The organism is Mycolicibacterium sp. ND9-15 (genome assembly GCF_035918395.1).
Classification (GTDB): Bacteria; Actinomycetota; Actinomycetes; order Mycobacteriales; family Mycobacteriaceae; genus Mycobacterium.
In genome coordinates, this window is record NZ_CP142362.1 from 943,894 (window position 1) to 967,553 (window position 23,660).

Sequence of the window (23,660 nt, forward strand, 5' to 3'; positions counted from 1 at the left end):
CGCTGCACGACATACTGACCGTTGTGTTTGGTTACGACCGACGGGAATTGGCGGCGGTGTTCGCCGGCGGAGCGATCGGCACGCTGGCGCGCGCGACGCTGGAGACCCTCGCCGCGCCGGACCCCGGCCGGTGGCCATGGCCGACGTTCGTGGTCAATGTGATCGGCGCGTTCCTGCTCGGCTACTTCACCACCCGACTGTTGGAGAGGCTGCCGATCTCGAGCTACCGTCGACCGCTGCTCGGCACAGGGCTGTGCGGCGGTTTGACCACCTTCTCGACCATGCAGGTCGAGATCGTCAGGATGCTTGAGTATCGACACTACGGACTCGCAGCCGGTTACCTGAGCGCCAGCCTTTTCGCCGGCCTGGTCGCCGTGTACACCGCCACCGCGCTGGTGCGGCGAGTGCGGGTGCGCGGATGAGCGTCGCGGTGTGGGCCGGTGTCGTCGTGTTCGGGGGCGTCGGAGCGGTGCTGCGGTTCGTCGTCGACCGCGCGGTGTCCGCGCGGGTGGACGGCGTGTTTCCCTACGGCACGTTGGCGGTCAATGTGAGCGGCGCTTTGATCCTGGGCCTGCTGTCCGGTCTTGCCTTGAGCCCACATCTCGCTCTGCTCTTCGGCACGGCGCTGATCGGGTCGTATACGACGTTCTCGACGTGGATGCTGGAAACCCAGCGCGTCGGCGAAGAGCGGCAGGGCCTGCCGGCCGCGGCGAATATCGTCGTCAGTGTGGCGCTGGGGATCTCGGCGGCGGCATTCGGAATCTGGTGCGGGGTGCGGCTGTGAGCGCCGGCTACCTCAAGCTGACGACGTACTTCGGCGAGCGCGAGCGCGTCGGTGACCGCTTCCTTGCCGATGGCCTGCTGGATCTCTACGCCGACGCCGGCTTGGCGACGAGCGTCGTGCTGCGCGGCATCGGCGGGTTCGGTCCGCGCCACCAGGTGCGCACCGACCGGACGCTTAGCATGTCCGAGGATCCGCCGATCGCCGTCGCTGCGGTGGACGTCACCGATAGAGTCGCTCCGCTCGCCGAGCACGTGGCGGCGATGACACGACGCGGTTTGGTCACCCTCGAGCGAGCCCGGCTCGTCGGCAGTGCGAACGCACCCGTCGTGGCGCTACCCGAAGCCACCAAGCTGACCGTCTATATCGGCCGCCAGGACCGCATCGCCGACCGACCGGCACACCGGCCGATCTGCGACAAGCTCTACAACCTCGGATTCTTCGGTGCTGCAGTGCTTCTCGGCGTCGACGGCACCCGGCACGGGCAGCGCAAGCGAGCGCGATTTTTCAGTAGAAACGTCGATGTGCCCGAGATGATCGTCGCCGTGGGCGCCGCAGCACAGGCGCAACGCGCAATCGAATACCTCGAGCAGGTGTTGACCGCTCCGCTGTACACGGTGGAGAAGGTGCAGATCTGCAAGCGCGGCGGGCACTTTCTCACCCGCCCCGTTGGGCTTCCGCAGCACGACTCGGCCGGCCGTCCGCTGTGGCAGAAGTTGATGATCTATACGTCGGAAGCCACCGTGTACGACGGTGTGCCCATCCACCGCGCTCTTGTGCGTCGACTTCGCGAGTCGGGTGCAGTGAGCGGTTGCACTGCGCTGCGTGGCATCTGGGGTTTTCGCGGCGGGCAGCGGCCGCGCGGCGATCGGCTGGTACAACTGAGTCGGCAGGTGCCCGTCACCACGATCGTGGTGGACACCCCGACCAGGATCGCGGCCGCGTTCGACATCGTCGATGAGGTGACTGCCGAAGATGGACTGGTCACCAGCGAACTGGTGCCGGCGCTGGTCTCGCTCGACGATGGTCGAGTTCGCGGCAGCTTACAACTGGCTCGCTACCCGTAGCCGCCAGTTCAGATTTCGGACCCTTGGGTCTGCTCGGCATCGGGCTGGGTACGCGGGAGTGCGTACAGCGCCATGCGCCGGTTCGACATGTCGTGCTCCCCGAGGAACGCGCAGCCCGCGTACTCGCAGATATTGCGGGCGGCCTTGTTTCGGTGGTCCGGGTCGAACATGATGCGCCGGCACTGCGGATCTAGCTCGAAGATGTTGGCGGTCAACGGCGGCAACATCATCGGAGCGATACCGCGGTTGACGAACCGCAGCTCCGCGATCGCCGCGTGTAGCCCGATGTCGTGGGGGTCGGCGTCGTAGCGCGGCGCGATCGAATCCTTCGCGGCGCGGTAGAGCTCGATGTAGGCGAACGGCTGCCCACGGAAGCTGCCGATCAACGGCCTGGAGTACCCGCCGGCCAACTGCGCGCTCAGGTACCGGTGCCAGCGCTCTGGTGGCCAGTCGTACTCCCACGCCTCGACCAAATGCGGACGGTTCATCCACTCCGAGACCATCTGTGCGTCCGCGTCGGGATCGGCGAGCCGGATGAAGTACGGATCGGCGACGACCGGCGTCGGCGGCGCCGCGACCTCGCGCACCGCCTCGGAAACGTCCGTCAACTCCCGCGGGAGTACGGGAGCAGGTGCGTCGTCGATCTCGGTCATCGCCCGCCGACCCTACCGAATTGAGGAAGGTAAGTAGTACCTTCCTCTCGCGCGCAGCCTCAGGCGAACAAATCGTCGAGCGCCTTTTGTTCGAGGTCGGTCCAGCGGTGCACGCTTCGACGGACCTTGGCGACCGCGTCCTCGTCGAGGTGTTCGGCCACCTCCGGCGTGATATGGCAGATGTCCATGGGCCCGCCGACGCTGGGCGACGTCGCGTCCAGCGCGTCGAGCACCCGCAGGGCGGCCACCACGCCGTAGTCGAGACTGCGTTTATCCATTCGGAAGTGCGCGAGAAGCGCATGCGCCTGCTGAGCCATCGCCGACCCGCTGCCCACGGCGTGGAACCCGATCTCCTCGTAGTGGCCGATCAGCCCATGCGGATCGATGTCGATGACGAACGGTTTGTCGTCGGCATACCCGGCGGCGAGCACATACGTCGCGGGGGTGGCGCCCGACTTACCCTCCGGCACGTCTGCGATGAAGTTCTTGTAGTGGTGTTCGAGCACCGGCAGGACGCGACCCTGAAGGGCATGTCCGACGTCGTCCGCCTCCACGATCGCGTCTGGTTCCTTGTCGAAGATCCGCTCGAGGTCGTGAAGCACGGCGCGTGATCCGCTGCCGCCCCAAGCGGCGCGCTTACCCAGTGAATGCAGCTTCTGGGCCGGATAGCTCAGGCCTCGCCCGGGGTCGGTGATCTGCGAATCGGACGCCACCACCAATCCGTCGGCGCAACGGATAGCGAGAACGACGGTCATCGCGGCAGTTTCGAAAGCATGAACCGATCGTCTCACGCCGCTCGGGTCAGGACGTTGCGCAGGACGGCGGCGTTACTTCCGTCCAGATCGCCGATGGCGGTCACCCGCTCGGTCGATCGGCGGGTCATAGCCTCGCGCGACCTCGATGCTTGGGTGGCCACCCATGCGGTGAGATGGTAGGGCCATGCCAGTGGACCGAGTAGCCGATTTGCAGCGTTGGCAGGATTCCGGCGCCATCTGGGAGGTGCGCGCCCGCCGCGACGACGGCGTGACCGTCGCCTTGCTGCGCTGCGACGGCGGCGAGGAGGTCGACGTGTTCACCTCCGACGACCCCCGCCTGCTCGAGTTCATCGGCGAGCGTCGCAGCAGCGAGGACTGACATCCGCGCGGACCAGTTCGGCGAAGGCGATGACCGCGGCGTCGACGCCGTCGAGGTCGTCGGTCGCGACGAGGTCCAGCAGCAGGCCGCGCGCCACGGCCAGGCCGAGACGCATCATCGCGGGATTCGTGCCGATCGGCGCCCGGGACAGCCAGTCCTCGACCGCGCCCGGAAGCATCCGGGCAAATGGCTGCTCGCCCTGCACACCACGCGCGTAGCACTCGAAGAACAGCCGCTCGAACGGACGCAGTTCCGGGCGCCGCAGGTTCGCCCACATCGCTGCGATGGCCTCGGCGGGATCCGCGGGCAACTCCCGCGTCAGCACCATCTGACGCCGCTCGACCTCGCCGACGACCGCCAGAAGCAGTTCCTCACGCGAGGTGAAATGGTGCAGCAGCATGCGGTGACTGGTGCCGACCGCCGCAGCTAGATCGCGCAGCGACCGGTCGCCGATGCCGTTGGCGGCGACGTCCGCGACGAGCGCGTCCAGTAGCTCCCGCCGCCGCTGTAGGTCAGGGGGTCGGGCCATCGAGCCGATGCAGCTGCTCGCAACGCGCCTTCAGACCCTCGCCCTCGAGTGCAAGATAGCGCCTGGTCATCGAGCGCATCAGCAACCCTACGAGAGCCCCGACCGGACCACTTTGTTCGAGCCGCTGGTGGATTCGGCTCCGCGCCTCGGATTCGGCGATGATCTCGTGGCGGGCCAGCGTCAGCCCGCCCGGCGAGCGCTGCGCCCACGTCCACAACGAGCCCGGCGACACCTCGGTGACCGTCCAGACCAACTTCGGCATGCGGGGTTGTTTGATCTCGAATCGGTTGCCCGCGACCAGCTCTGGACCATCGAGTGCCACGAGTCGAGTCACCGAGGCCGTCCACTCCGGCCAGCGCTGGACGTCACTGAACACCTCCCAGACGACGGCGGCGGGTGCGTCGATCTCGACGTCGCTCTCGGTAATCATGTACCAGATGGTACATGCTGGCGTCCCGGAGAAGGGCCAAACCGGTCGCCGAAATAGCATTCCTGGCAGTCTTTTCGCCGCCACAACAGCCATGGCCTCTCACTCGGGGTCGGAGGTGCAGTCGGGCGTGCGGGAAGATGGCCTCGACATGACGCTCAGCGACCGCCCCACCACACGTCGGCGACACATTCTCCGGCTGGTGCTGTTCGCAGCCTTCCTGCTGGGGCTGTTCTATCTGGTGGCTGTCACCGGTGCCGTCGACGTCGAGCACGTCCGGCGCACGGTGGCCGCCGCCGGTCCCGCCGCTCCGCTGGTCTACGTCGTGGTATCGGGTCTGCTCGGCGCGGTGTTCGTGCCCGGCCCGATCCTGGCCGCCACCAGCGGGGTGTTGTTCGGCCCGGTGGTCGGCACGTTTGCCACACTCGGTGCGACCGTCACGACCGCGGTCGTCACCAGCCTGCTGGGCAGACGCGCCGGACGCGACAGTGCCCGCGCGCTTCTCGGTGAGGACCGGGCCGCCCGGCTGGACGATCTCATCGCGCGACGAGGCCTGTGGGCGGTCGTCGGGCAGCGCTTCGTTCCCGGCATCTCCGACGCGCTCGCCTCCTATGCCTTCGGCGCGTTCGGAGTTCCGGTGTGGCAGATGGCCGTCGGCGCGTTCATCGGTTCCGTGCCGCGGGCCTTCGTGTACACCGCGCTGGGCGCGTCGATCTCGGACCTGTCCTCGCCGCTGACATATGCGGCGATCGCGGTGTGGTGTGGCACCGCCGTCGTCGGTGCGTTCGCCGCCCACCGGGGGGTGCGGAGTTGGCGCGGACGGGCACGCACCGACGACGAACCGGCACCAGACTGAGTCGGCTGAGGGTGAGGAGGGCGCGCCCCGTGTGAAGATTTGGCGGAAACCGGGCCTGATTTGCGCCACCGTTTCACACACGAGGGCTCGCAGCGAGCGCTGCGCTGCCGGCTCGCAGCGTTTAGTCCGGCAGCGCAACGCTGCCGGGCGGCGGGACGAGCCGCCAGGTGTCGCACGCCATCGCCAGCATGGCGTAGGTGCCGACGACGAAGATCAGCTCCATCGCCTGATGGGTGCCGAGTTCGTCGACGAGCCGGCGCCACGCAGTGGGTGTCGCCCGGCCGTTAGCGAGCAGCTCGTCGGTCGTCTCGAGCACCAGCCGGTCCACTCCGTCGAACTCGGCGTTGCCGCGCGCGAGCCGGGCGATGTCGTCGCCCGAAAGGCCACCGGCCTTGGCGACCCTCACGTGCTCGCCCCAGAAGAACGAGGAGCGCCGGGCATGGGCCAGCCGCAGCACGGCCAGCTCGCGCAGGCGCAGGGGCAGCTCGCCGCGCTGCAACAGGTAAGCGTTGTAGCCGAGGAACTTTCGCGCCATCTTCGGGTGGCGGGCCAGTACGCCGATGATGTCGAAGTTGAGCGGGTCCCTGGCCTCGCCCGAGCCGGCCCGTGGTACGTCCTCGCCCGGTATCCCCATCAGCGCACCGACGGCGGCGTACTCGTCGTCACCCCATTCCTCGGCCGTCACCGGCGTCAGCAGCGGAACGTCCGCCGTGTCTTCGGTCATGGTCATCCTTCGTCGGCGTGGTGCAGTTCGGCGAGCGCGTGGATCTGCTCGAGGTAGTGCTCGACCGAACGGTGGACGAACCGCGCGGACACGATCGTGGTGCCGGCCGCCGCCATCGCGCGCAATGTCTCCCGCGTCGCGTCGGGGTTGTCCAGCGGATCGAGCGGACGGTCGGCGGCCAGTACTACGTCGAAGTCGGGCGGCACCTCACGGGCCCGCAGCCATTCCGCCGCGGTCGCAACCGGAATTCCGAACGGGGCCCACCCTTCGGCGAGGGTGAGCGCCCGTCGCAGCGAGCGTTTGGTGCGACCGCCCACCCAGATCGGCATGTGCGGCTGCAGTGCGCACGGGTCGACGATGAGGCCGCCGAACGAGTAGTACTCGCCGTCGTAGGTCGGTTCGTTGCTCGACAGCGACGCCCGCAATGCCCGCAGGGCGTCGTCCCCACGCGGACCCCGGTCGTCGAACGGGGCCCCGAGGAGGTCGAACTCCTCCTTGAGTGACCCGACGCCCACCCCGAGGATCACCCGGCCACCGCTGACGTGATCCAGTGTGCCGTAACGCTTTACGACCGCCAGCGGATGGTGGTACCCGAGTACCAACGTCATGGTGGCAAGCCGGATGCGTTCGGTGCGGGCCGCCACGTATCCCAGGGTGGCCAGCGGATCCCAATACCTGGCTCCGCGTCGCCCGGCCTCGGATGCCGGGATGCCGATGTGCTCGCTGCAGGTGAGGTGGTGATAGCCGAGCCGGTCCGCTGCTTCGGCGACGCGGCCGATGTCCTCGATCGTGGCGTCCCGCTCCCACGTCAACGCCGCACCGGCGACGTTGGTGACGACGGGTGTCGCGATGCCCAGTCTCAAGTCAACGGCTCCTCGCCGGCCAGGATCGTCCGGTGCATGAGGCGACCGCTGTCGGCGGCGTAGGGCAGCGCGCGGTGCATGGTCCCGGTGTTGTCCCAGATGAGCAGATCGCCGACCTCCCATTTGTGGCGGTAAACATATTGCGGCTGCGTGGCCCAATCACGAAGCCGCGCAAGCAGTGCCCGGCTCTGTTCGACGGGCATCCCCACCACGTAGTCGGCCGTCGCGCCGAGCAGCAGCGACTTTCGGCCGGACTGGTGCGTCCACACGATGGGGCACGCCTTCGTCGGGGACTTCTGCCAGAACGCGATCTCGTCGTAGCTCATCTCGGGTGTCACGTAGTACTGCGACCGTTCGGCGCTGTGCACGACGCGGAGGTCGGCGATCAAATCCTTGTCCGACTGCGGTAGATCGTCGTAGGCGGCATAGGTGTTGCAGAACTCCGTGTCTCCCCCGGTCTCCGGCAGCTTCACCGCCCGCAGCAGCGTCGCCAGGTTCGGATAGGGCTGCAGGGAACCGTCGAAGTGCCAGAACAACGAGCCCCTGAGGTACTTCGCGCGCTGGTTGACATTCTCGTCGAGTGAGATCCTGTAGATTCCGTCTTCGCCCTCGTTGGCGACGACAGTGCCGAGCGTTCTGGCGATCGTGACCTGTTGTTCGTCGCTGATCTGCAGTCCTCGGAAGAACACGACGCCGCGTTGTTCCAGTGTGGCGCGGATCTTTTCGGCCTCCCGGCCGCTGCTCAGTGTGTCGAGGTCGGTTCTGATCTCGCTGCCGATCCTGGGGGTCAGGTCGATGACGTCAAGTTGTGCGGAGGTCAGGCTCACGACGGCTCAGCTCACTCTCGTCAGAATAGTGTTGGCCGAATGCTTGACTCGCGGCTGGTTCCACAACTCGACCGCGAGCGAGACCGTGATCAACGAGTAGAGGAGGTTACGCAGGTTCGCGACGTCCTCGGGCAGCGGTTCGGAGTAGTCGAACTTGTCGATGTAGGCGACCGCTTCCTCGGCGTAGGGGAAGATCTCGTCATAGAAGGCGCGGATCTCCTGCATCGGGGTGTTGACGCGCTTCACGTAGCGCTCGTGCCCGTCCTCGATCGCCCATTCGGGCACGAGGTGTTCGAGCTGCGAAAACTCAGGTGGCAGAGGGGCGTTCACACCTGTGCCCCCTCACCGATCCGGACGTAGTCGCCGACGACCTTGTGCAGATGGCGCAGCAGGATCTCCTCGTCGTTCATCGTGAAGTGGGTCAGCACACCGCTGTTGAGCATGGCCTGCAGCCCCTCGGAGGGGCTGGCATCCTCGAGGATGATGTCGTTGAGGAAGGTGACCGTCAACTCTTGGCCGAGGCGCTCCTTGTGCGTCTTGGGCGGCTGGTAGTACATCTCGGTCTCGAAGATGTGCGAGTGCGGACCCGTCGGCCAGTGCGTGTGGACGGTGTAGCCGGACGCCCCGAAGATCAGCACGAAGTTCGGGAAGAACTGGAACGAATCGAAGCCGTACTTCTCCGACCGGGTGGGGTTCAACCCCGGGGGCAGCGGCCCACGATCGGTGCGCTTGTTCCACGGGCCGGCCGCACTGGCCTCGAACACGCACTCGATCGGTTTGGAGTACGGCGTCTTTCGCGACGGTTCACCGGAGAAGGAGAACATCCGGTGCGGGCCCTTGATGCGGTACGCCAGCGCGTCGGTGAACGGGTTCGGCTTGTCCAGCGCTTCTTTGGCCTCCGCGGTGAGATTGCCGAATGACGACGCGTGCAGATACGGACCGTGGTAGCTCTCGGCGAAACCGTCGGCGAAGATCTTCCAATTGCACTGCAGTTCGGCCTTGAACTTGTAGACCTGGTGCGGGCCGGCGAAGGGATACCCCTCGATGTCGTGCGCCAACTCGCCGAGGAAAGCGCGCACCGGTTCGGTGTTGTGCGGGTTGAGGTTGATGAAGATGAAGCCCTCCCACACCTCGCACTGGATCGCCGGCACCCGGCAGCCGTCGGCGTCGAAGTCGAGCAGCAGATCCGCGCGGGTGGCCGAGTGCAGCGAGCCGTCCAGCTTGTAGCGCCAGCCGTGGAAGCGGCAGTACAGCAGGGGCGCGCGGCCCTGGACCTCCTCGAAGGGATCGTCCTCCCACAACATCTTGTTGCCCCGGTGCGGGCAGATGTTGTGGAAGGCCCGGATCTTGTCGTCCTTGCCGCGGACAACGATCACCGAGGTGTTGAGAAACTTGAACTCCCGGGTGAAGTAGCTGCCAAACTTGGGCACCCGCTCGACCCGCCCGACGTACAGCCAGGTCTTCTTGAAGACGTGTTCGCGTTCCTTTTCGTAGAACTCCTCTGAAACGCAGTCCTGAAGCGACACCGGCCCGCGGCCGAGTTCGGGGTAGGCGTCGGTCCAGTGCCCGCTCGCGGGCTTTTCCACCAGGCTGTCGTGGCTCAACGGTCTCTCCTCCGCCGGGATGAAGACGGTAGGGCCGAAGGTACCGGCGGCGAAATGGGCAAAACAGACCCATGGCCGCAACACGCTGTTGCATATTCGGAACGAGATGAAACAGAACCCGCCCTTCGACGTCGACGCCCTGCTGATCTTCGGCAAGGTGGTGGAGAACCGGAGCCTGTCGAAGGCGGCGGCGCTCCTCGGCATGCCGAAGTCGACCGTCAGCCGCAAGCTGGCCAAGCTGGAGTCCGACCTCGGCATCAAGCTCCTGCGCAAGAACACCCGTCAGCTCACCGTCACCGACCTCGGCGAAAAGGTGTACGACCACGCGGTCAACATTTTGGCCGAAGCCAACGGCGTCCGCGCACTCGTCGAGGGCAGCAGGCAAGAACCCCGCGGGGAACTGCGCGTGGCGCTCCCGGTGTTCGTCGGCATCGACTATGCGTCGCGGGTGGGTGCCGCCTTCCTGCGGCACTACCCGAACTCGCGGCTGGACATTCGCCTCGTCGACAACATGGCCGACCCGATTCGAGACGGGTTCGACGTGGTGTTCAGCACCGGCCCGCTGCAAGATTCCACGCTGATCGCCCGCAAGGTGTTCAGCCTCGAGCTGTTCCTCTGCGCTTCATCGGATTTCGTTGCGCAGCTGCCGGAGCCGATCACCGATCCGACGCAGTTGAACACGCTGCCGTTCATCGACTTCGGATTCGGTGGGCCCCGCAAGCTCGCCGTCACCGCAGACACCGGGCGACGGGAGCTCACGCCGCCGGTCCGGGCCCGTGCCAACAACTTTCAAGTGTGCAAGCAGTACATCATGCAGGGCCTGGGCATCGGTGCGATGCCCAGCCAGATCCTGTGCACCACGGAGCTTCGCGAAGGCAGTCTCGTGCCGGTGCTGCCAGGATGGCAGCTCGAATCCCTCGACGTGCACATGATCTACCCCTTCGAGTTGTCCTTCTCCACACTCATCAGCGCGTTCTACGAGACCGCGCGCGAGATCATCGTGGAGAACACCGCGCGACCGTGAGTCCAGCGCCGGCGTTTACCCGCCCCGCTGCCGGGTAGCCCCGTACGCATCGGGTTGGGAGGGCGCTTGGGAGGGGGCTTAAGAGAGACATGGCCATGGTTGCCGGCGCCGCGGTCCGAAACGACCTGGACGGTCGCAGCGATGCAGTGCTGACCCGCTCGGCGATCCTGCGTGGGCTGGAGCCGGCTGACCGAGCGGCACTGGCCGGCCTCTTCACCCACGTCCGGTTCCTCGCCGGTGAACCCATCTACCGCGAAGGCCAGCTCGATGACCGGCTGTACATCGTCATCGACGGCAAGGTGAAGATCGGCTGGCGTTCACCGGACCTCCCCGAGAAGCTCCTCGGCGTCCTGGGCCCGTCGGACATCCTCGGCGCCGAGTCGATGTTCGATCCCGCGCCACGCATCGCTTCCGCGACGGCGCTGACCGCTGTGGTCGCCGCGGCGATCGACCGCGGCACGTTGCAGGCGTGTATCGACGGCCGGCCGCACATCGCCGAGCAATTGATGCGCCTTCTGGCGCGGAGCCTGCAGCGCACCGAAGACCTGATCACCGACATCAACTTCACCGACGTCCCCGGCCGGATCGCCAAACAACTACTCCACCTCGCACAGCGTTTCGGCATCCGGCATGATTGCCAGCTACGCCTCGACCACGGTCTGACCCAAGCCGAGATCGCTCAATTGGTGGGCGCCTCAAGGGAATCGGTCAACAAGGCGCTGTCGGAGTTCGTCCAGCGGGGCTGGATCACCGTCGACGGTAAGAGCCTCGTGATCCATCAGACCGAACTGCTCGCCCGCCGGGCCCGCTGACGGTCGAGCAAATCACGCCGCGTTCGCGGGTTGCGAAGCCGCCATCGGTGGGTATCCCTGCAACCATGGACGCCGACACGTTGATCGCGATGGCGGGCTTGACGGCCCTGGGTGCGGCAGTGTTCACCGGGGCGATCTGGGACAGTCCCCTGGTCACCGCGCCCGCGCGACCCGGGCGCAGACAGCGCCCGTACGGAAAGCACGCGATGCCGGTCAACGCACCGCGAAAGGCGCAAGAATTCGCCGGTTGACCACGGGAAGGCCCTGCGAGGGCTACGCTGAGGTGCGGAGAAGTCCGACGGGCGATGTTTCGGCACGGCGTCCCGAGGGGTAAACCGCCGCAGCCACAGGTTCAGATCCGAGCCGTGTGATCCGTACGGCAGGGTCGCGACGTTAGGAGCCTGTGCAGTGTCCCAGTCTCAATCCGAGGCGACTTCCGAGTACGCAGACGTGACCGACATGTTCCGTCGTCTCAAGACGCTCGGAAACGACACTCCGGCTTACCGGCGTCAGCGCGAGGCGATCGTCGAACGCACATCGCCGCTCGCCGACCACGTCGCTCGCCGCTACCGCAATCGCGGTGAGCCGATCGACGATCTCGTGCAGGCGGCGCGGGTCGGCTTGGTCAACGCGGTGAACCGCTTCGACTCGGACAACGGTGCCGATTTTCTGTCGTTTGCGGTCCCGACCATCATGGGTGAGGTTCGTCGTCACTTCCGGGACTACGGCTGGGCGGTCAAGGTGCCGCGCCGGCTCAAGGACCTCCAGGGGCAGCTGGTCAAGGCGCGCGCCGAGTTGTCGCAGCAGATCGGTCGTGCTCCCACCCCGTCCGAGGTCGCCAGGCATCTCGGCATCGAACGTGAAGCGGTGATGGAGGCGACGATCGCCAGCAGCAACTACTCCACCTTGTCGACCGATGTCCAAGCCACCGCCGATGACGAGTTCCGCTCGGTCGGTGACACCCTTGGCGACATCGACCCGAATATCGACAAGGTCGTCGACCTCGAAACGGTGCGACCACTGATCACCGCGTTGCCCGAGCGTGAGAAGACCGTGCTGCTCCTGAGGTTCTTCGAGAGCATGACGCAGACCCAGATCGCCGAACGGATGGGTTACTCGCAGATGCATGTGTCGCGTCTGCTCGCCCAGGCCCTTCGCCGACTTCGCGAACAGGTGTGCGACCCCGGCGTGAACGCTGCGCCGGCGGGCGGGCGACATCCGTCGGCCATACCCGTCACACCTGCGCCGGCGTCTCATCTCAAGCGCGGCGCCTGAGTTCGCAGCCGTATTCGCTACCGCGGCGCGAACACGGGAACGAAAGCGATTTCGCCGTAGACGTCCTGCCGTTCGAAGCGCACCTCGACGGGTAGGCCGACGCGAACCGAATCCGGTTCGCAGTCCACGATATTCGCTGCAATTCGCAGATCCGGTTGCTCGTCGAGCTCGATGATCGCGACGACATACGGCACCGGGACGGCGGGATTGAACGGCTGGTAATTGACGGTGTGGGTGAACACCGTGCCGCGACCCGAGACCGGGCGGGGGTTGAGTTCTCCCCCGCACTCGGGGCAGTCGGCGGCAGGCGGGGACACCCATAGTTCGCAGCGCACGCATCGAAGGATCAGCAGTCGGTTGCCGCCCCCACCTGTCCAGAACGCCCGATTGTGCTCATCGAGGGTCGGCAGCACTCTGGCCGCAGCGGCGGGTGGCACGTCTTCGGACACGTCTAGGAAAGTACAGTCTGCACCGGGTGTCATCACAAGACTTCCGCGACAGGAAGTGCGACGCAGCGAGGCGGTGGCCGGTTGAGCACGTTCGAAAAGGACGCGATCATCAGCGGCCTCGGTATCTCCCGCATCGGCCGCCGCACGGGGATTGCCGGGTTGGAACTGACGATGGAGGCGGTGCACGGCGCCGTCGCCGATGCCGGCCTGGCTGCGCGGGACATCGACGGGATCGTCACCTTCGGTGACACACCGTTGGCCGAAGTCGTTGCGGCACTGGGCACTCAGGCCGTCGACCAAGGGTACGGATTTCCGACCGGCGGTGTGCTCACCCCGGTGATGTCGGCGATCCTGGCGGTGTCCGAGCGGCGCGCACGGCATGTGTTGGTGTATCGGACCGTGCAGATGCTCGGCGGGACGATGACACAGGCACCGCCTACTTCCGAGCCCAGCCCGCTGGCCAACCCGCCGATCGAGCCGCGCGCACCCGGAACCCGGCGCCAGCTCGGGCCGTTCGGCGATATCGACGAATTGCTGGCCGCACACGCCTACTCGGCGGCGAACTGGCTGGCGATGCACTGCATGCGGCACATGGAGCTGTACGGCACGACGAAGGAACAGCTGGGCTGGCTGGCGATCAACAGCAGGCGCAATGCCGGGCTCAATCCGCTTGCGGCTTACCGAGACCCGATGACCATGGCCGACTATCTGGCGTCGCGGCCGGTGTCCACACCGTTCGGGCTGTTCGACTGCGACGTGCCGATCGACGGATCGATCGCGTTCGTCATCTCTCATGCTGACTTCGCGCCGGACTGCCCGCAGCCGCCGGTGGCTGTGGAAGCCGTTGGCGGAGCGTACGGTTCGGGAGGCTGGTTCCACCGTGACGATTTCCCGAAGATGGCGTCCACCGACGCCGCAGCCGAGATGTGGTCGCGCACCGACCTGACACCGTCGGACGTCGACATCGCCGAACTCTACGACGGTTTCACCTTTCTGACCTTCGCCTGGCTCGAGGCGCTGGGGTTCTGCGCCGACGGCGAGGCCGGTCCGTTCGTCGAAGGCGCATCGCGGATCGCGCTCGACGGCGCGCTGCCCCTCAACACCTACGGAGGACAGCTGTCGGCGGGCCGGATGCACGGCTACTGGCTGCTGCACGAGGCATGTCTGCAGCTACGCGGGCAGGCCGGTGGCCGGCAGCTGGCGCGCCGCCCGGAAGTGGCGGTCGCTGCGGCCGGCGGCGGACCGATCGCGGGGTGCCTGCTTTTGACCTGCTGAGCTCGCCCTGAGCGGCGCGGTCGACTCACATGTCAGCCCACAGCGAACAACTCGAGCTGGATGTTGTCGGGGTCGCGGAAAACCACCGTCGCGAACGGAAACGGTTCCTCAACAGCCCTGACATCGGAGTGCTCGATGCCGAGCTCGTCGAGTCGCCGCGTCCATGCGTCCAACTCGGCGCGGGAAGCCACATTGAACGCCACGTGGTCCAATCCGGTTGCGGCTTCATCGAATCGGGCCCCGTCGTTGCCGGTATTGGTGTGCAGGCCGATCACGACACCCGAGCCCGGCTCGATCAGCAGTTCGGCGTATCCGGTGTCTTCGCATTCGTAGTGAGGGAACTTCATCGGCAGCCGGTCGGCCCCGAGCAGCCGTTCGTACCAAGCCAGGCTGGCCGCCAGGTCCGTCACGGTGATGGAGATGTGGTGTATGCCGGTGATGCCCGGCACGTCGTCGCTCATTGGATCTCCTGACTTCATCTGCCGTGGGTTGCGAAGAACTGTCCGCTGGATTGGGAGGTGTCGAACGGGGCGAACATGCCCCCGGGCCAGACGTGGCCTCCGCCGTCGATCTGCACGAACACCACCTCGCTGCCGCCCGCGCAGCCGGTGGCCACCAACCGGTGCACGCTGCCCTGCACCTCGTCCACCGGCGGTGGGCATCCGTTGATGTCGCGCCATCGCTGCGCCATCGCCGCCGGTGCCACGATGTCGCTCGGACCGCCGCGGCCCATCATCCGCCCCCCGCCGATCGGTACGACGGGATCCGCCGTCCCGTTCACCGCGAGCACGGACACGGGCTGCGACGGCGCACACGGAAGTCCCGCCGCCAACGAGCCCGCGACCGGCGCCACGGCGGCGAAGACGTCGGCACGTTCGCACGCCAACCGCGACGCCATGAAGCCCCCCGCCGACGTCCCGATGGCGAAGACGTGACCGGGGTCGATGCCGTACTCCTGACGAAGTCGGTCCGCCAGGGCGACGAGAAAACCTACGTCGTCGACGCCCTGGCGGTCCGGTATCGAGGCGCCGCGCCCGTCCGCCCAGCTCATATCGACGCCGTCGGGATAGGCCACCACGAATCCGTACTGATCGGCGATCGCGTTGTAGTTGGTCGCCCCCGCCTGCGCCGGCCCGGTCATTCCGGCACCGTGCAGGTTGAGCACGAGCCCGGCCGGGCGATCGAGCCCGTGCGGGGCGTGCACGTGATAGGTGCGGTTCAGCCCGCCGATCGTCAGCGCGCCCGCGGCGTCACCGCCGGGGAACGCCGACGCCCGCGCGCCGCCGGATCCGAAAAGACAGCACACCGCCGCCAGCACGACCGCCGATCGCACGATCGCCCTCACGACACGTCCACCCCCGTTCCGAACTGCAGCCACGGGCGCGAACGTAATGCACGCTGGTCCAGCGTGTTCCCCTTTTGCCCCGGGTCGGCCGGTTTCGTTTCGATCGACGGCCGGCATCCGGCGGTGGTCATCGACGAAACCCAATGTGCGCAAACGTATTCGTCGTAGGTGTCGCGAACAAGGCTGGTCAGCGTCGCGTCGCCGCCCGAGCCGCCAGATAGAGCACCAGGCCGACCGCCACCAGGATCGCGGCAAAGAGCCAGACCTGGGCGGTCTGCTGAGTCAGCAGCAGCACGCAGGACGCCACGCCGAGCACCGGCACCGCTGTCCACACCCGGAAATGACGATGTTCGACCTGGTCGCGGCGAAGCACCAGCACTGCGGTGTTCGTCGAGATGAACACGACCAACAGCAGCAGCACCACGGTTTCGGCGAGCGTGGCCAGATTTGAAAACAGGCTCAGCACCATCGCGACCGCGGTGGTCGCCACGATCGCCGTCCACGGCGTACGCCGCCGCGGCAGCACCCGACCGAGCACGCTGGGCAGCAGCCCGTATTCGGCCATGCCGTAGGTGAGCCGGCTCGCCATGATCATCGTCAGCAGCGCGCCGTTGGCGACCGCGACGAGCGCGATCGCGCTGAAGACCCAATCGGGCACGCCCACGCCCGAGGCCGCCACCACGTCGAGCAACGGCCCCGACGACTGCGCGAGTTCTTCGGCAGGCAGCGCGGTCGCGCTCGCCATCCCGACCAGGACGTAGAGGACACCCGCGGTGATGAGCGCGCCGAACAGCGCCGTGGGATACACCTTGCTCGGGTTGCGGATCTCCTCGGCGACATTGGCCGAGGTTTCGAAGCCGACGAACGAGTAATAGGCGACGATCGCCCCGCTGAGAATCGCCAGCGCCGGCGTCGCGCCGTCGGGGAACTGGGTGACACGGCCGACCTCGCCGCGGCCGGCGCCGACCATGACCGCTACCGCGATGACGACGATCAGCAGACCGGTCAACTCGATCACCGTCATCACGACGTTGCTCTTGACCGACTCGCTGATGCCCCGCGCGTTCAGGCAGCCGATCAGTGCCAGGAACACGATCGCTGCGGGGACGGCGGGAACGTCGATGAACGTCGCGAGGTAGTCGCCGGCGAAGGCGAGCGCCAATCCGGCCGCGCTGGTCACGCCCGCGGCCAGCATGCAGAATCCGACCAGGAACGACACCGCGGGTCGGCCGAAGGCCCGCTCGGCGAACACCGCCGCTCCGCCGGCCTTCGGGTACTTGGTCACGAGTTCGGCGTAGGAACCGGCGGTGAGCAGGGCGAGCAGCAGCGCCACGAGCAGCGGCGCCCACAGCGCGCCGCCGACGTCACCGGCCAACACACCCATCAGCGCGTAGATCCCGGCACCGAGCACGTCGCCGAGGACGAACAGGAACAGCAGCGGTCCGGTGATCCCGCGCTTGAGCCTGCCGGCGGCCGTGTCGTCAGGCTCGCTGGTATGCGCCCTCGCCGCGGAAGTCATGGCGGTCTTCATACCCCACGCCAGCGGCGAGTACGCGATCCGGGCGTGAAAACAAGAGTTCAGCGCGGGCAATTACGCGCAACTTGCGGGTTGTTCGGGTTGCGACACGGTCACGGATGAGTACCTATCCGGACACCAACATCTCAACCGTCACTTTGGTCACTAACGTCACATCCGCCCATCGCTGACGTCGCTCCGACGTTCGCTTCCGGAAAGGTGTGACATGTCGCCGCGTCCGCGCATCGCCTCGATTTCAGTGGCGTCGGCAACCGTGATCGGATTGTGCTCCGTGCTCGGCGTCGCCCCGTCGGCCACGGCGGAACCCTGCACCGGTGCCGCGGCAGCCGCCCAACCTCCCGCCGCGCCGAACACCGAAGCGACCCCTGAACTGCCCGGCGGGCCGCCGGTGGGCCATCGGCCGCGCAACACGAACGAGGAGGCGCCGCTACCGCAGCTCGGCCGGTTGCCCGGGGAGATTCTCGACTCGCTGTCGCCGGATTCGGCGGCGGTCGAACAGCAGGCCGGCGTGCGGCCCGTACCGCCCCGTCCGACCGCCGATCAACCTGCAGCGCAACAGGTTCCCGCTGCCGCGACCCCCGATCCACCCCCGCCGCCCGCGCCGCCCGGGACCACACTCGTCGGCTGGGTGACCGGGCCGGAGAGCCCGAACAACACCGTGGGGCGCTTCGCGATCACCGGCACCGACCTCGGGATCATGTGGGACAACGGCGATCCCGCCAACCGCCAGGTGCTGGTGGCCTTCGGCGACACCTACGGGTACTGCAGCGTGCGCGGTCAACAGTGGCGGTACAACACGCTGTTCCGCACTCAGGACGGCGCTCTTTCCAAAACGGTCGCAGTGCCCGACGGCGTGCTCGCCAACCGGTATTCCGGTTCACCGCTGTGGGCCCCGGGCCTCTCCAAGCAGATCATCAACAGCACCAAGTGGGCACCGAACGAAAAGGGCATCATCCCGACGGCGGGTATCGCCGACGGCGGCAACCAGTACGTGAACTTCATGTCCATCAAGAACTGGGACGCCGACGGGAGATGGACGACGAACTTCTCGGCGATCGCGGTCTCCCCCGACAACGGCGAGCACTGGGGGGTGTACCCCGGCAGCGTGCGGGCGGCCCGCGAGGGCGACGTCCGAGACGCTGCGTATGTGCGCGGCAACGAGAACTTCCAGCAGGGCGCGTTCCTTCGAGGCGGGCCGGGCGATCCCTACGTGTACTCGTTCGGCACGCCGTCGGGCCGGGCCGGCGCGGCCTACATTGCGCGCGTTCCACAAGGAGCGGTGCCCGATCTCAATCGGTACGAGTACTGGAACGCCGAGCAGAATGCCTGGGTACCAAGGGATCCCGGCGTCGCGACGGTCGTGATTCCCGGCCCGGTGGGAGAGATGAGCGCCCAGTACAACACCTACCTCAAGCAGTACGTGGCGCTGTACTGCAACGGAGCCAACGACGTGGTGGCCAGGATGGCGCCCGCCCCGCAGGGCCCCTGGGGTCCCGAGCAGTTGCTGGTGCGGTCGTGGGACATTCCCGGCGGCATTTACGCGCCGTTCCTGCACCCGTGGTCGACCGGTAAGGAGCTGTACTTCAACCTTTCGCTGTGGTCTGCCTACAACGTCATGTTGATGCGCACCGTGCTGCCGTAACGCCGACGGTCGAACTCAATTCTCTTCCGCCGCTTCGACTGTGGCCACCGACGTCAGACCGCTGATGGTCAGGACCGGCATCAGGATCGGATTGGCGACGATCCGGCGGATCCGCTCGGCGTGTTCGAACAACGTGTTGATCGCGCCGCTGTCGAGGTACTCGACCGCGCTCAGATCGACGGTCAGCCTTGCGACATCGTCCTTCTGGTCGTTCACGGCGGCGGCGATGGCTTTGCTGAACGCCTCGATGTTGCTCAGGTCGAGTTCCCCGGTTGCGGTCAGCAGCACGGTGCCGTCCTCGCGGCGGCGGGTGCGCAGGGTCAATGGGGTGGCCATCAGGCGATGCTCGCGTGCATGTTGATCGTCGTGCCGCTTTCGCCCGGTTCGATCGAGACTTCGTGCATCAGCGCCCGCATCATCGCGATGCCGCGGCCGCGATGCGCGGCAGGGTCGTGATGCGGCGCTTTCCAGGCGCCGGTGTCGGCGATGGTGAGGTGCAGTCGGTCGGCCAGCGCGGTTGCGTGCAGACGCACGGTCCCGCCGGGATCGTCGCGGTGGCCATGCTCGACGGCGTTGGCGAGCGCCTCCCCGGTGGCGATGAGCACGTCGAGCGTCTGCGTCGGATCGACCCCGGCCCGCTTCAGCCACTTACGCAGCACGTCGCGTGTGCCCGCCAATTCGCGCGCGTCCGCGGTGAAATGGAGATCCAGCGGCGCCGGCTGGCGATACAGCAGCAGTGCGACGTCGTCCTGGTATCCGTTGCGGGGGGCCAGCTTCGACATGATCTCGTCGGCCAGGTCCTCGAGCGTGGTGGTGGGATGCTTCCCGAGCACGCTCGCGGCCCGGCGGATGCCCTTGTCCAACGCCTCGCGCCGGCGCTCGACCAGGCCGTCGGTGTAGAGCAGCAGGGTCGCGCGGGGCGGCAGAATTGCGCGGCCCTCGGGACGGACGTGGTCGTAGGGCAATCCCAGTGGAGTGACCGAGGCATCGTCGAGCAGCCGACTGCTGCCGTCGGGCAGCACCACGACGGGCGGCGGGTGTCCGGCGCTGGAGTACAACAGCTCACCGGTGTCCGGATTGAGCACGGCACAGAACGCGGTCGTGCAGCGCGCCCCCGGTAAGCGGGCGGCGAACCGGTCGAGGGCCGTCAACGTCGCGGCAGGGCCGGGATGTTCGAGTAGCAGCGCCCGGCAGGCGCTTCTCAGTTGGCCCATCACGGTCGCGGCGCTCAGCCCGTGCCCGACGCAGTCGCCGACGACCAACGCGATGCGGCCGTCGTCGAGGTCGACGAGGTCATACCAGTCACCGCCCACCTGGAGCGGGCGGGTGGCCGGCTGGTACCGCACGGCGAACCCGCTCGAGACGCTGGGCCCGAGAATCGCGTGTTGCAGCGCGAGCGCCGTTTCACGCTGCTGGTCGAGTTGGTGTACGCGATGCAGGCCCTGGCCCAGGCGCCCGGCGAGGACGGCCAGCAGTGTCTGGTCCTCCGGTACGAACGGGCGCCGCTCGGCCAACTCGAGGTAGACGACGAGCACCCCCTGCGGATGCTGCAGCCCGATGCGCGCCGATCCCGGTTCCGAGATGTCGGCGACGAGCGAATCGGCGGAGCGCAGCGAGGTGATCGACAGTTTGGCGGCCGCCGACAGGTCCTGCCACTGCGCCGGCTCGCCGGAACAGATCAGGGCCGTCGGCTCGAGCGCTGTCTCACCCTCGTCGGTCGGGAAGGTCGCTGCCAAAACACGGCGCGCACCCCATATCGAACGCAGCTCGTCGGCGGCCGCACGCACCGCGTCGTCGAGCGTATCGGCTTGGGCGAGTTCTTGGTTGAGGGCGGCCAACGCGGCCTCCCGCTGTACGGTGTAGTGCTCGGCGGTGACGTCACGGAAGGTGCCGACCATCACGCGGCGGCCGGTGTCGATCTCCTCGATCTGGTTGAAGGTGAACGTCACCCACAGGCGATGCCCGTCGCGATGGGTGACCGGAACCGTGTGCCTGCCATGTGGTTCGGTCAGTACCCGCGCCAACACCTCGCGCGCCTGGCGGTGCGCGTCCGGGTCGGACTCAGCCGACGGCCACCACGGTTGCAGGGGCTCATACGGCAGTCCCTCGACGCCGAAGCCGAGGATGTCGGTGAACGCCGCGTTGATCTCGACCACTACGCCGCGGTCGTCGGCCACGAAGAACGCTTCCTGCAAGGAGTCGATCAGCGCGGTGCGCCAGCGGGCGTGGTGGTTGCGCAGGCGGGCGAGTTTGACGTTGGCGCGGACCCGGGCCAGCAGTTCTGCGGCGGCGAACGGCTTGACGAGATAGTCGTCGGCGCCGGCCTGCAGGCCCTCAATGGCGGCCTCCTGTCCGGCGCGCGCGGATAGCAGGAGCACCGGCACGGCTGCGGTACGGGAATCCGACCGCAAAGCGGCGACCAGATGCAATCCGTCGACGCCGGGCATCATCACGTCGCTGATCACCATGTCGGGCAGGTCCGCACGTACCGCGTCGAGCGCCTGCCGACCGTCGGCGACCGTGTCGACGAGGTAGCCGTGGTTACGCAGCAGCCGGGCGACGTAGTCACGCATGTCGGCGTTGTCGTCGGCGACGAGCACGTACGGTGTCGGACCGGAACCGAGCGCCCCAGGTGCCTGCGGCGAGGTGTGGGGCATGGGCGCTTCGCCGTCGGGCGGCAGCCAGCGCAGCGCCTCCTGCAGATAGGGCTCGGCACCAGCGGTCGGCGTTCCGGTCTGCTCGGGCGATGCGAGGGCATCGGCGGGAAGATGCGCGGCGCCGAACGGCAGGCGAATCGTGAAGGCGGTGCCCGCACCTTCGGTGCTGTCGACGGAGATGCTGCCGCTGTGTAATTCGATCAGCTCCTTGACCAACGCCAACCCGATGCCGCTGCCCTCGTTGGACCGCGCCCGTACGTTCTCGATGCGGTGGAACCGATCGAACAATCGGGGCATCTCCGCGGCGGCCATGCCGACACCGGTGTCGGAGATGGTCACCACCGCTTCGCCGCCGTCACGGCCCACGCCGACCGAGATACCGCCGCTGAACGTGAACTTGAGCGCGTTCGACAGGAGATTGAATACCACCTTCTCCCACAGGTCGAGGTCGATGTAGACCGTGTCGTCGAGGGCAGCACAGTCGACGGTGAACCTGAGCCCGGCCCGCTCGATCGCCGACCGGAAGACGCTGGCGAATTCGCCGGTGACCGCGCCGAGGTCGACCGGCGCGAAGTTGGCCTGCATGCGGCCGGCCTCGATCCGCGAGAAGTCGAGCAGTGTGTTGACCAGCTTGGCTAGCCGTAATCCGTTGCGCCAGATGATATCCAGCTCTTCGCGGGCCAGTTCGTCGAGACCGGTGCTGCGGGCCCGTAGCTCTGCAACCGGGTCGAGGATCAACGTCAAGGGGGTGCGGAACTCGTGGCTGATGTTGGAGAAGAACGTCGTCTTGACGCGGTCCAGCTCGGCGAGTTCCTCAGCGCGTTGCTGCTGGGCCTGGTAGTTGCGCGCGCTGTCGATGCCCGCGGCGATGTGCCCCGAGACGAGTGTGACGAAGCCGCGGTACGCGTCGTCGAACGGGCGGTAGCGATTCAGAGCGGCCACCAGAAAGCCGCTCGGCGAGGCACCCTGCTGCTGTAACGGCACGACCAGCGCGCGGATCGGTGGACCATGCCAGTCGCCGGTCGGCAGGTTCGGATACCGACCGTCGTCGAGTTCGACGACCACGGCCTCCCCACGCACCGGTCCGTCCAGCGGCCACGTTGTTTGCCCGCCCGCGGCAAGCCGCGCCGGAGCGACTGGGTGCCCCACGGCGATCCCGCTGCTCCCGGCGAGCCGTGCGCCGCCGTCGGTGTCGAACAGGTAGGTCAGCGTGAAGGGGAGGTCGCGCAGGTTCTGGCCGAGTTGGCGCTCGGCGAACGCCATGACCTCCTCTTCGGTGCGCACGACGCTCGGATCCGATCCGAGGTCGCGTAACGTCGCCATCCGGCGCTCGCTGATCACCTGCTGGGTGTCCTCGCTGACCACGCACAACATCCCGACCACCCGGTCCGCGTCGTCGCGAAGTGGGCTGTAGGAGAACGTGTGGTACGTCTCCTCCTGATATCCGGAACGCTCGAGGAACAGCAGCAGCGCCGAGTCCCAGGTGGCCTGGCCGGTCGAGAGCACCTTGTCGATGCGCGGGCCGATATCGGGCCAGATCTCGGCCCAAACCTCGCGGGCGGGACGGGCGAGCGCCCAGGGGTATTTGCGCCCCAGCGTGTCCCGGCGATACGCCGCGTTGCAGAAGAACGTCAGCTCCGGCCCCCAGGCCATCCACATCGGAAATCGCGACGACAGCAGGATGGAGACCGCGGTCTGCAGGCTCTGCGGCCAGCTCGGGGGCGCACCGAGCAAAGTGGCCTCCCAACGCACCCGGGCGAGGTCGGCTCCGACCTCGCTGTCTGCGTCGAAGACGGTGGTCAGCCGATCCCGCGACCCGCTCGCGTCACTCATCTCGGACCGCGTCGGCGACGTTCGGGTATGGCCGGATGATGGTGTCGAGCTTGGTGATCTCGATGGGTCGCACCACTTCGGGGTTGGCGGCCACCACCCGCACCGAGACCCCTGCTGCGAGTCCCTTCTCGTAGCACTCGAGAACGGCGTTGAGCCCCGCGCTGCCGAAGTAGGCAACCCTCGAGAGTTCGACGATCAGCAGCTTGGCCGGATGTCCGCCGGCGGCCTCGATCGCGGCGTCGAGCTCGGGCTGCAGCGTGCCTACACTGCCCGAGTCCACTTCGCCCACCACGGACACCAGCACGGCCGCATCACGCAGATCCAGGCTCACGTCTATCAGCGCCAC

At 67.2% G+C, this 23,660-nt stretch carries 27 protein-coding genes; 11 read left to right on the plus strand and 16 right to left on the minus strand.

The genetic code is table 11. The annotated features are described in order from the left end of the window. The first annotated feature begins 23 nt into the window (after positions 1 to 23). The 3 genes from crcB (QGN32_RS04610) to QGN32_RS04620 are packed head-to-tail and all read left to right on the plus strand — an operon-like array spanning position 24 to position 1,848. On the plus strand, positions 24 to 422 hold the full coding sequence (gene crcB, locus QGN32_RS04610) for a fluoride efflux transporter CrcB (protein WP_326548931.1): 399 nt from the start codon (positions 24 to 26) through the stop codon (positions 420 to 422). After that, entirely contained in the window at positions 419 to 784 is a 366-nt protein-coding gene (gene crcB, locus QGN32_RS04615) for a fluoride efflux transporter CrcB (RefSeq protein WP_326547471.1), read from the plus strand. Before crcB (QGN32_RS04610) ends, crcB (QGN32_RS04615) begins: the two co-directional genes overlap by 4 nt. Continuing rightward, positions 781 to 1,848, plus strand: coding sequence for a DUF190 domain-containing protein (locus QGN32_RS04620; RefSeq protein WP_326547472.1), 1,068 nt, complete (start codon positions 781 to 783; stop codon positions 1,846 to 1,848). The genes crcB (QGN32_RS04615) and QGN32_RS04620 overlap by 4 nt, the downstream gene beginning before the upstream one ends. A gap of 8 nt (positions 1,849 to 1,856) precedes the next feature. Here QGN32_RS04620 and QGN32_RS04625 read toward each other — a convergent pair whose 3' ends face one another. Continuing rightward, on the minus strand, positions 1,857 to 2,501 hold the full coding sequence (locus QGN32_RS04625; protein WP_326547473.1) for a GNAT family N-acetyltransferase: 645 nt from the start codon (positions 2,499 to 2,501) through the stop codon (positions 1,857 to 1,859). Between the two features lie 59 nt (positions 2,502 to 2,560). Then, complete coding sequence (locus QGN32_RS04630) at positions 2,561 to 3,256, minus strand: Ntn hydrolase family protein (protein ID WP_326547474.1); 696 nt, start codon at positions 3,254 to 3,256, stop codon at positions 2,561 to 2,563. Positions 3,257 to 3,440: 184 nt separating this feature from the next. Here QGN32_RS04630 and QGN32_RS04635 point away from each other — a divergent pair, with 184 nt between their 5' ends. Further along, positions 3,441 to 3,635: a hypothetical protein gene (locus tag QGN32_RS04635; protein WP_326547475.1), complete on the plus strand. Its 195-nt coding sequence runs from the start codon at positions 3,441 to 3,443 to the stop codon at positions 3,633 to 3,635. Here QGN32_RS04635 and QGN32_RS04640 read toward each other — a convergent pair. Further along, positions 3,604 to 4,164: a TetR/AcrR family transcriptional regulator gene (locus QGN32_RS04640; protein WP_326547476.1), complete on the minus strand. Its 561-nt coding sequence runs from the start codon at positions 4,162 to 4,164 to the stop codon at positions 3,604 to 3,606. The two genes, QGN32_RS04635 and QGN32_RS04640, sit on opposite strands and share 32 nt — an antisense overlap. Beyond that, positions 4,148 to 4,594, minus strand: a complete 447-nt coding sequence (locus QGN32_RS04645) for an SRPBCC family protein (RefSeq protein ID WP_326547477.1) — start codon at positions 4,592 to 4,594, stop codon at positions 4,148 to 4,150. The genes QGN32_RS04640 and QGN32_RS04645 overlap by 17 nt, the downstream gene beginning before the upstream one ends. 148 nt (positions 4,595 to 4,742) lie before the next feature. Here QGN32_RS04645 and QGN32_RS04650 point away from each other — a divergent pair, with 148 nt between their 5' ends. Beyond that, complete coding sequence (locus QGN32_RS04650; RefSeq protein WP_326547478.1) at positions 4,743 to 5,447, plus strand: TVP38/TMEM64 family protein; 705 nt, start codon at positions 4,743 to 4,745, stop codon at positions 5,445 to 5,447. A gap of 121 nt (positions 5,448 to 5,568) precedes the next feature. Here QGN32_RS04650 and QGN32_RS04655 read toward each other — a convergent pair whose 3' ends face one another. Genes QGN32_RS04655 through QGN32_RS04675 form a run of 5 tightly spaced genes read right to left on the minus strand, consistent with a single transcriptional unit; the run spans position 5,569 to position 9,465 of the window. Further along, the gene (locus QGN32_RS04655) at positions 5,569 to 6,171 is read right to left on the minus strand and encodes a carboxymuconolactone decarboxylase family protein (protein ID WP_326547479.1); all 603 of its coding nucleotides are present in this window, start codon (positions 6,169 to 6,171) and stop codon (positions 5,569 to 5,571) included. Positions 6,172 to 6,173: 2 nt separating this feature from the next. After that, positions 6,174 to 7,034, minus strand: coding sequence for an LLM class F420-dependent oxidoreductase (locus QGN32_RS04660; protein WP_326547480.1), 861 nt, complete (start codon positions 7,032 to 7,034; stop codon positions 6,174 to 6,176). Continuing rightward, complete coding sequence (locus tag QGN32_RS04665; protein ID WP_326547481.1) at positions 7,031 to 7,861, minus strand: TauD/TfdA dioxygenase family protein; 831 nt, start codon at positions 7,859 to 7,861, stop codon at positions 7,031 to 7,033. Before QGN32_RS04665 ends, QGN32_RS04660 begins: the two co-directional genes overlap by 4 nt. Before the next feature lie 6 nt (positions 7,862 to 7,867). After that, positions 7,868 to 8,191 (minus strand): hypothetical protein, encoded by a 324-nt coding sequence (locus QGN32_RS04670; RefSeq protein WP_326547482.1) that lies wholly within the window; start codon positions 8,189 to 8,191, stop codon positions 7,868 to 7,870. After that, entirely contained in the window at positions 8,188 to 9,465 is a 1,278-nt protein-coding gene (locus QGN32_RS04675; RefSeq protein ID WP_326547483.1) for an aromatic ring-hydroxylating oxygenase subunit alpha, read from the minus strand. The genes QGN32_RS04670 and QGN32_RS04675 overlap by 4 nt, the downstream gene beginning before the upstream one ends. Before the next feature lie 106 nt (positions 9,466 to 9,571). Between QGN32_RS04675 and QGN32_RS04680 the strand changes: the two genes are divergently transcribed. From QGN32_RS04680 to QGN32_RS04695, 4 genes are all read left to right on the plus strand, one after another. After that, positions 9,572 to 10,489, plus strand: coding sequence for a LysR family transcriptional regulator (locus QGN32_RS04680; RefSeq protein ID WP_326547484.1), 918 nt, complete (start codon positions 9,572 to 9,574; stop codon positions 10,487 to 10,489). 95 nt (positions 10,490 to 10,584) lie between these two features. After that, on the plus strand, positions 10,585 to 11,301 hold the full coding sequence (locus tag QGN32_RS04685) for a Crp/Fnr family transcriptional regulator (protein WP_326548932.1): 717 nt from the start codon (positions 10,585 to 10,587) through the stop codon (positions 11,299 to 11,301). A gap of 47 nt (positions 11,302 to 11,348) precedes the next feature. Beyond that, positions 11,349 to 11,552: a hypothetical protein gene (locus QGN32_RS04690; RefSeq protein WP_326547485.1), complete on the plus strand. Its 204-nt coding sequence runs from the start codon at positions 11,349 to 11,351 to the stop codon at positions 11,550 to 11,552. A 208-nt stretch (positions 11,553 to 11,760) separates the two neighbouring features. After that, positions 11,761 to 12,576 carry a SigB/SigF/SigG family RNA polymerase sigma factor gene (locus QGN32_RS04695; protein WP_326548933.1) on the plus strand — a complete coding sequence of 272 codons (816 nt, stop codon included), beginning with the start codon at positions 11,761 to 11,763 and terminating at the stop codon, positions 12,574 to 12,576. A 17-nt stretch (positions 12,577 to 12,593) separates the two neighbouring features. On the opposite strand, the gene QGN32_RS04700 is transcribed toward QGN32_RS04695, so the two are convergent. Then, positions 12,594 to 13,025, minus strand: a complete 432-nt coding sequence (locus QGN32_RS04700; RefSeq protein WP_326547486.1) for a Zn-ribbon domain-containing OB-fold protein — start codon at positions 13,023 to 13,025, stop codon at positions 12,594 to 12,596. Between the two features lie 81 nt (positions 13,026 to 13,106). On the opposite strand from QGN32_RS04700, the gene QGN32_RS04705 reads away from it, so the two are divergent. Next, complete coding sequence (locus tag QGN32_RS04705; protein ID WP_326547487.1) at positions 13,107 to 14,300, plus strand: thiolase family protein; 1,194 nt, start codon at positions 13,107 to 13,109, stop codon at positions 14,298 to 14,300. 32 nt (positions 14,301 to 14,332) lie between these two features. Here the strand turns inward: QGN32_RS04705 and QGN32_RS04710 are convergent, their stop codons facing one another. From QGN32_RS04710 to QGN32_RS04720, 3 genes are all read right to left on the minus strand, one after another. After that, positions 14,333 to 14,761: a VOC family protein gene (locus QGN32_RS04710; RefSeq protein ID WP_326547488.1), complete on the minus strand. Its 429-nt coding sequence runs from the start codon at positions 14,759 to 14,761 to the stop codon at positions 14,333 to 14,335. Between the two features lie 14 nt (positions 14,762 to 14,775). Next, positions 14,776 to 15,678 carry an extracellular catalytic domain type 1 short-chain-length polyhydroxyalkanoate depolymerase gene (locus QGN32_RS04715; protein WP_326547489.1) on the minus strand — a complete coding sequence of 301 codons (903 nt, stop codon included), beginning with the start codon at positions 15,676 to 15,678 and terminating at the stop codon, positions 14,776 to 14,778. A 154-nt stretch (positions 15,679 to 15,832) separates the two neighbouring features. Beyond that, on the minus strand, positions 15,833 to 17,164 hold the full coding sequence (locus QGN32_RS04720) for an APC family permease (RefSeq protein WP_326547490.1): 1,332 nt from the start codon (positions 17,162 to 17,164) through the stop codon (positions 15,833 to 15,835). Between the two features lie 223 nt (positions 17,165 to 17,387). On the opposite strand from QGN32_RS04720, the gene QGN32_RS04725 reads away from it, so the two are divergent. Continuing rightward, positions 17,388 to 18,824 (plus strand): glycoside hydrolase family 183 protein, encoded by a 1,437-nt coding sequence (locus QGN32_RS04725; protein WP_326547491.1) that lies wholly within the window; start codon positions 17,388 to 17,390, stop codon positions 18,822 to 18,824. 15 nt (positions 18,825 to 18,839) lie between these two features. Here the strand turns inward: QGN32_RS04725 and QGN32_RS04730 are convergent, their stop codons facing one another. Genes QGN32_RS04730 through QGN32_RS04740 form a run of 3 tightly spaced genes read right to left on the minus strand, consistent with a single transcriptional unit; the run spans position 18,840 to position 23,660 of the window. After that, the gene (locus tag QGN32_RS04730; RefSeq protein WP_326547492.1) at positions 18,840 to 19,160 is read right to left on the minus strand and encodes an STAS domain-containing protein; all 321 of its coding nucleotides are present in this window, start codon (positions 19,158 to 19,160) and stop codon (positions 18,840 to 18,842) included. Beyond that, a complete protein-coding gene (locus tag QGN32_RS04735; protein ID WP_326547493.1) occupies positions 19,160 to 23,314 on the minus strand; it encodes a SpoIIE family protein phosphatase in 4,155 nt (1,384 codons plus the stop codon). Before QGN32_RS04735 ends, QGN32_RS04730 begins: the two co-directional genes overlap by 1 nt. After that, entirely contained in the window at positions 23,307 to 23,660 is a 354-nt protein-coding gene (locus tag QGN32_RS04740; protein WP_326547494.1) for an STAS domain-containing protein, read from the minus strand. The genes QGN32_RS04735 and QGN32_RS04740 overlap by 8 nt, the downstream gene beginning before the upstream one ends.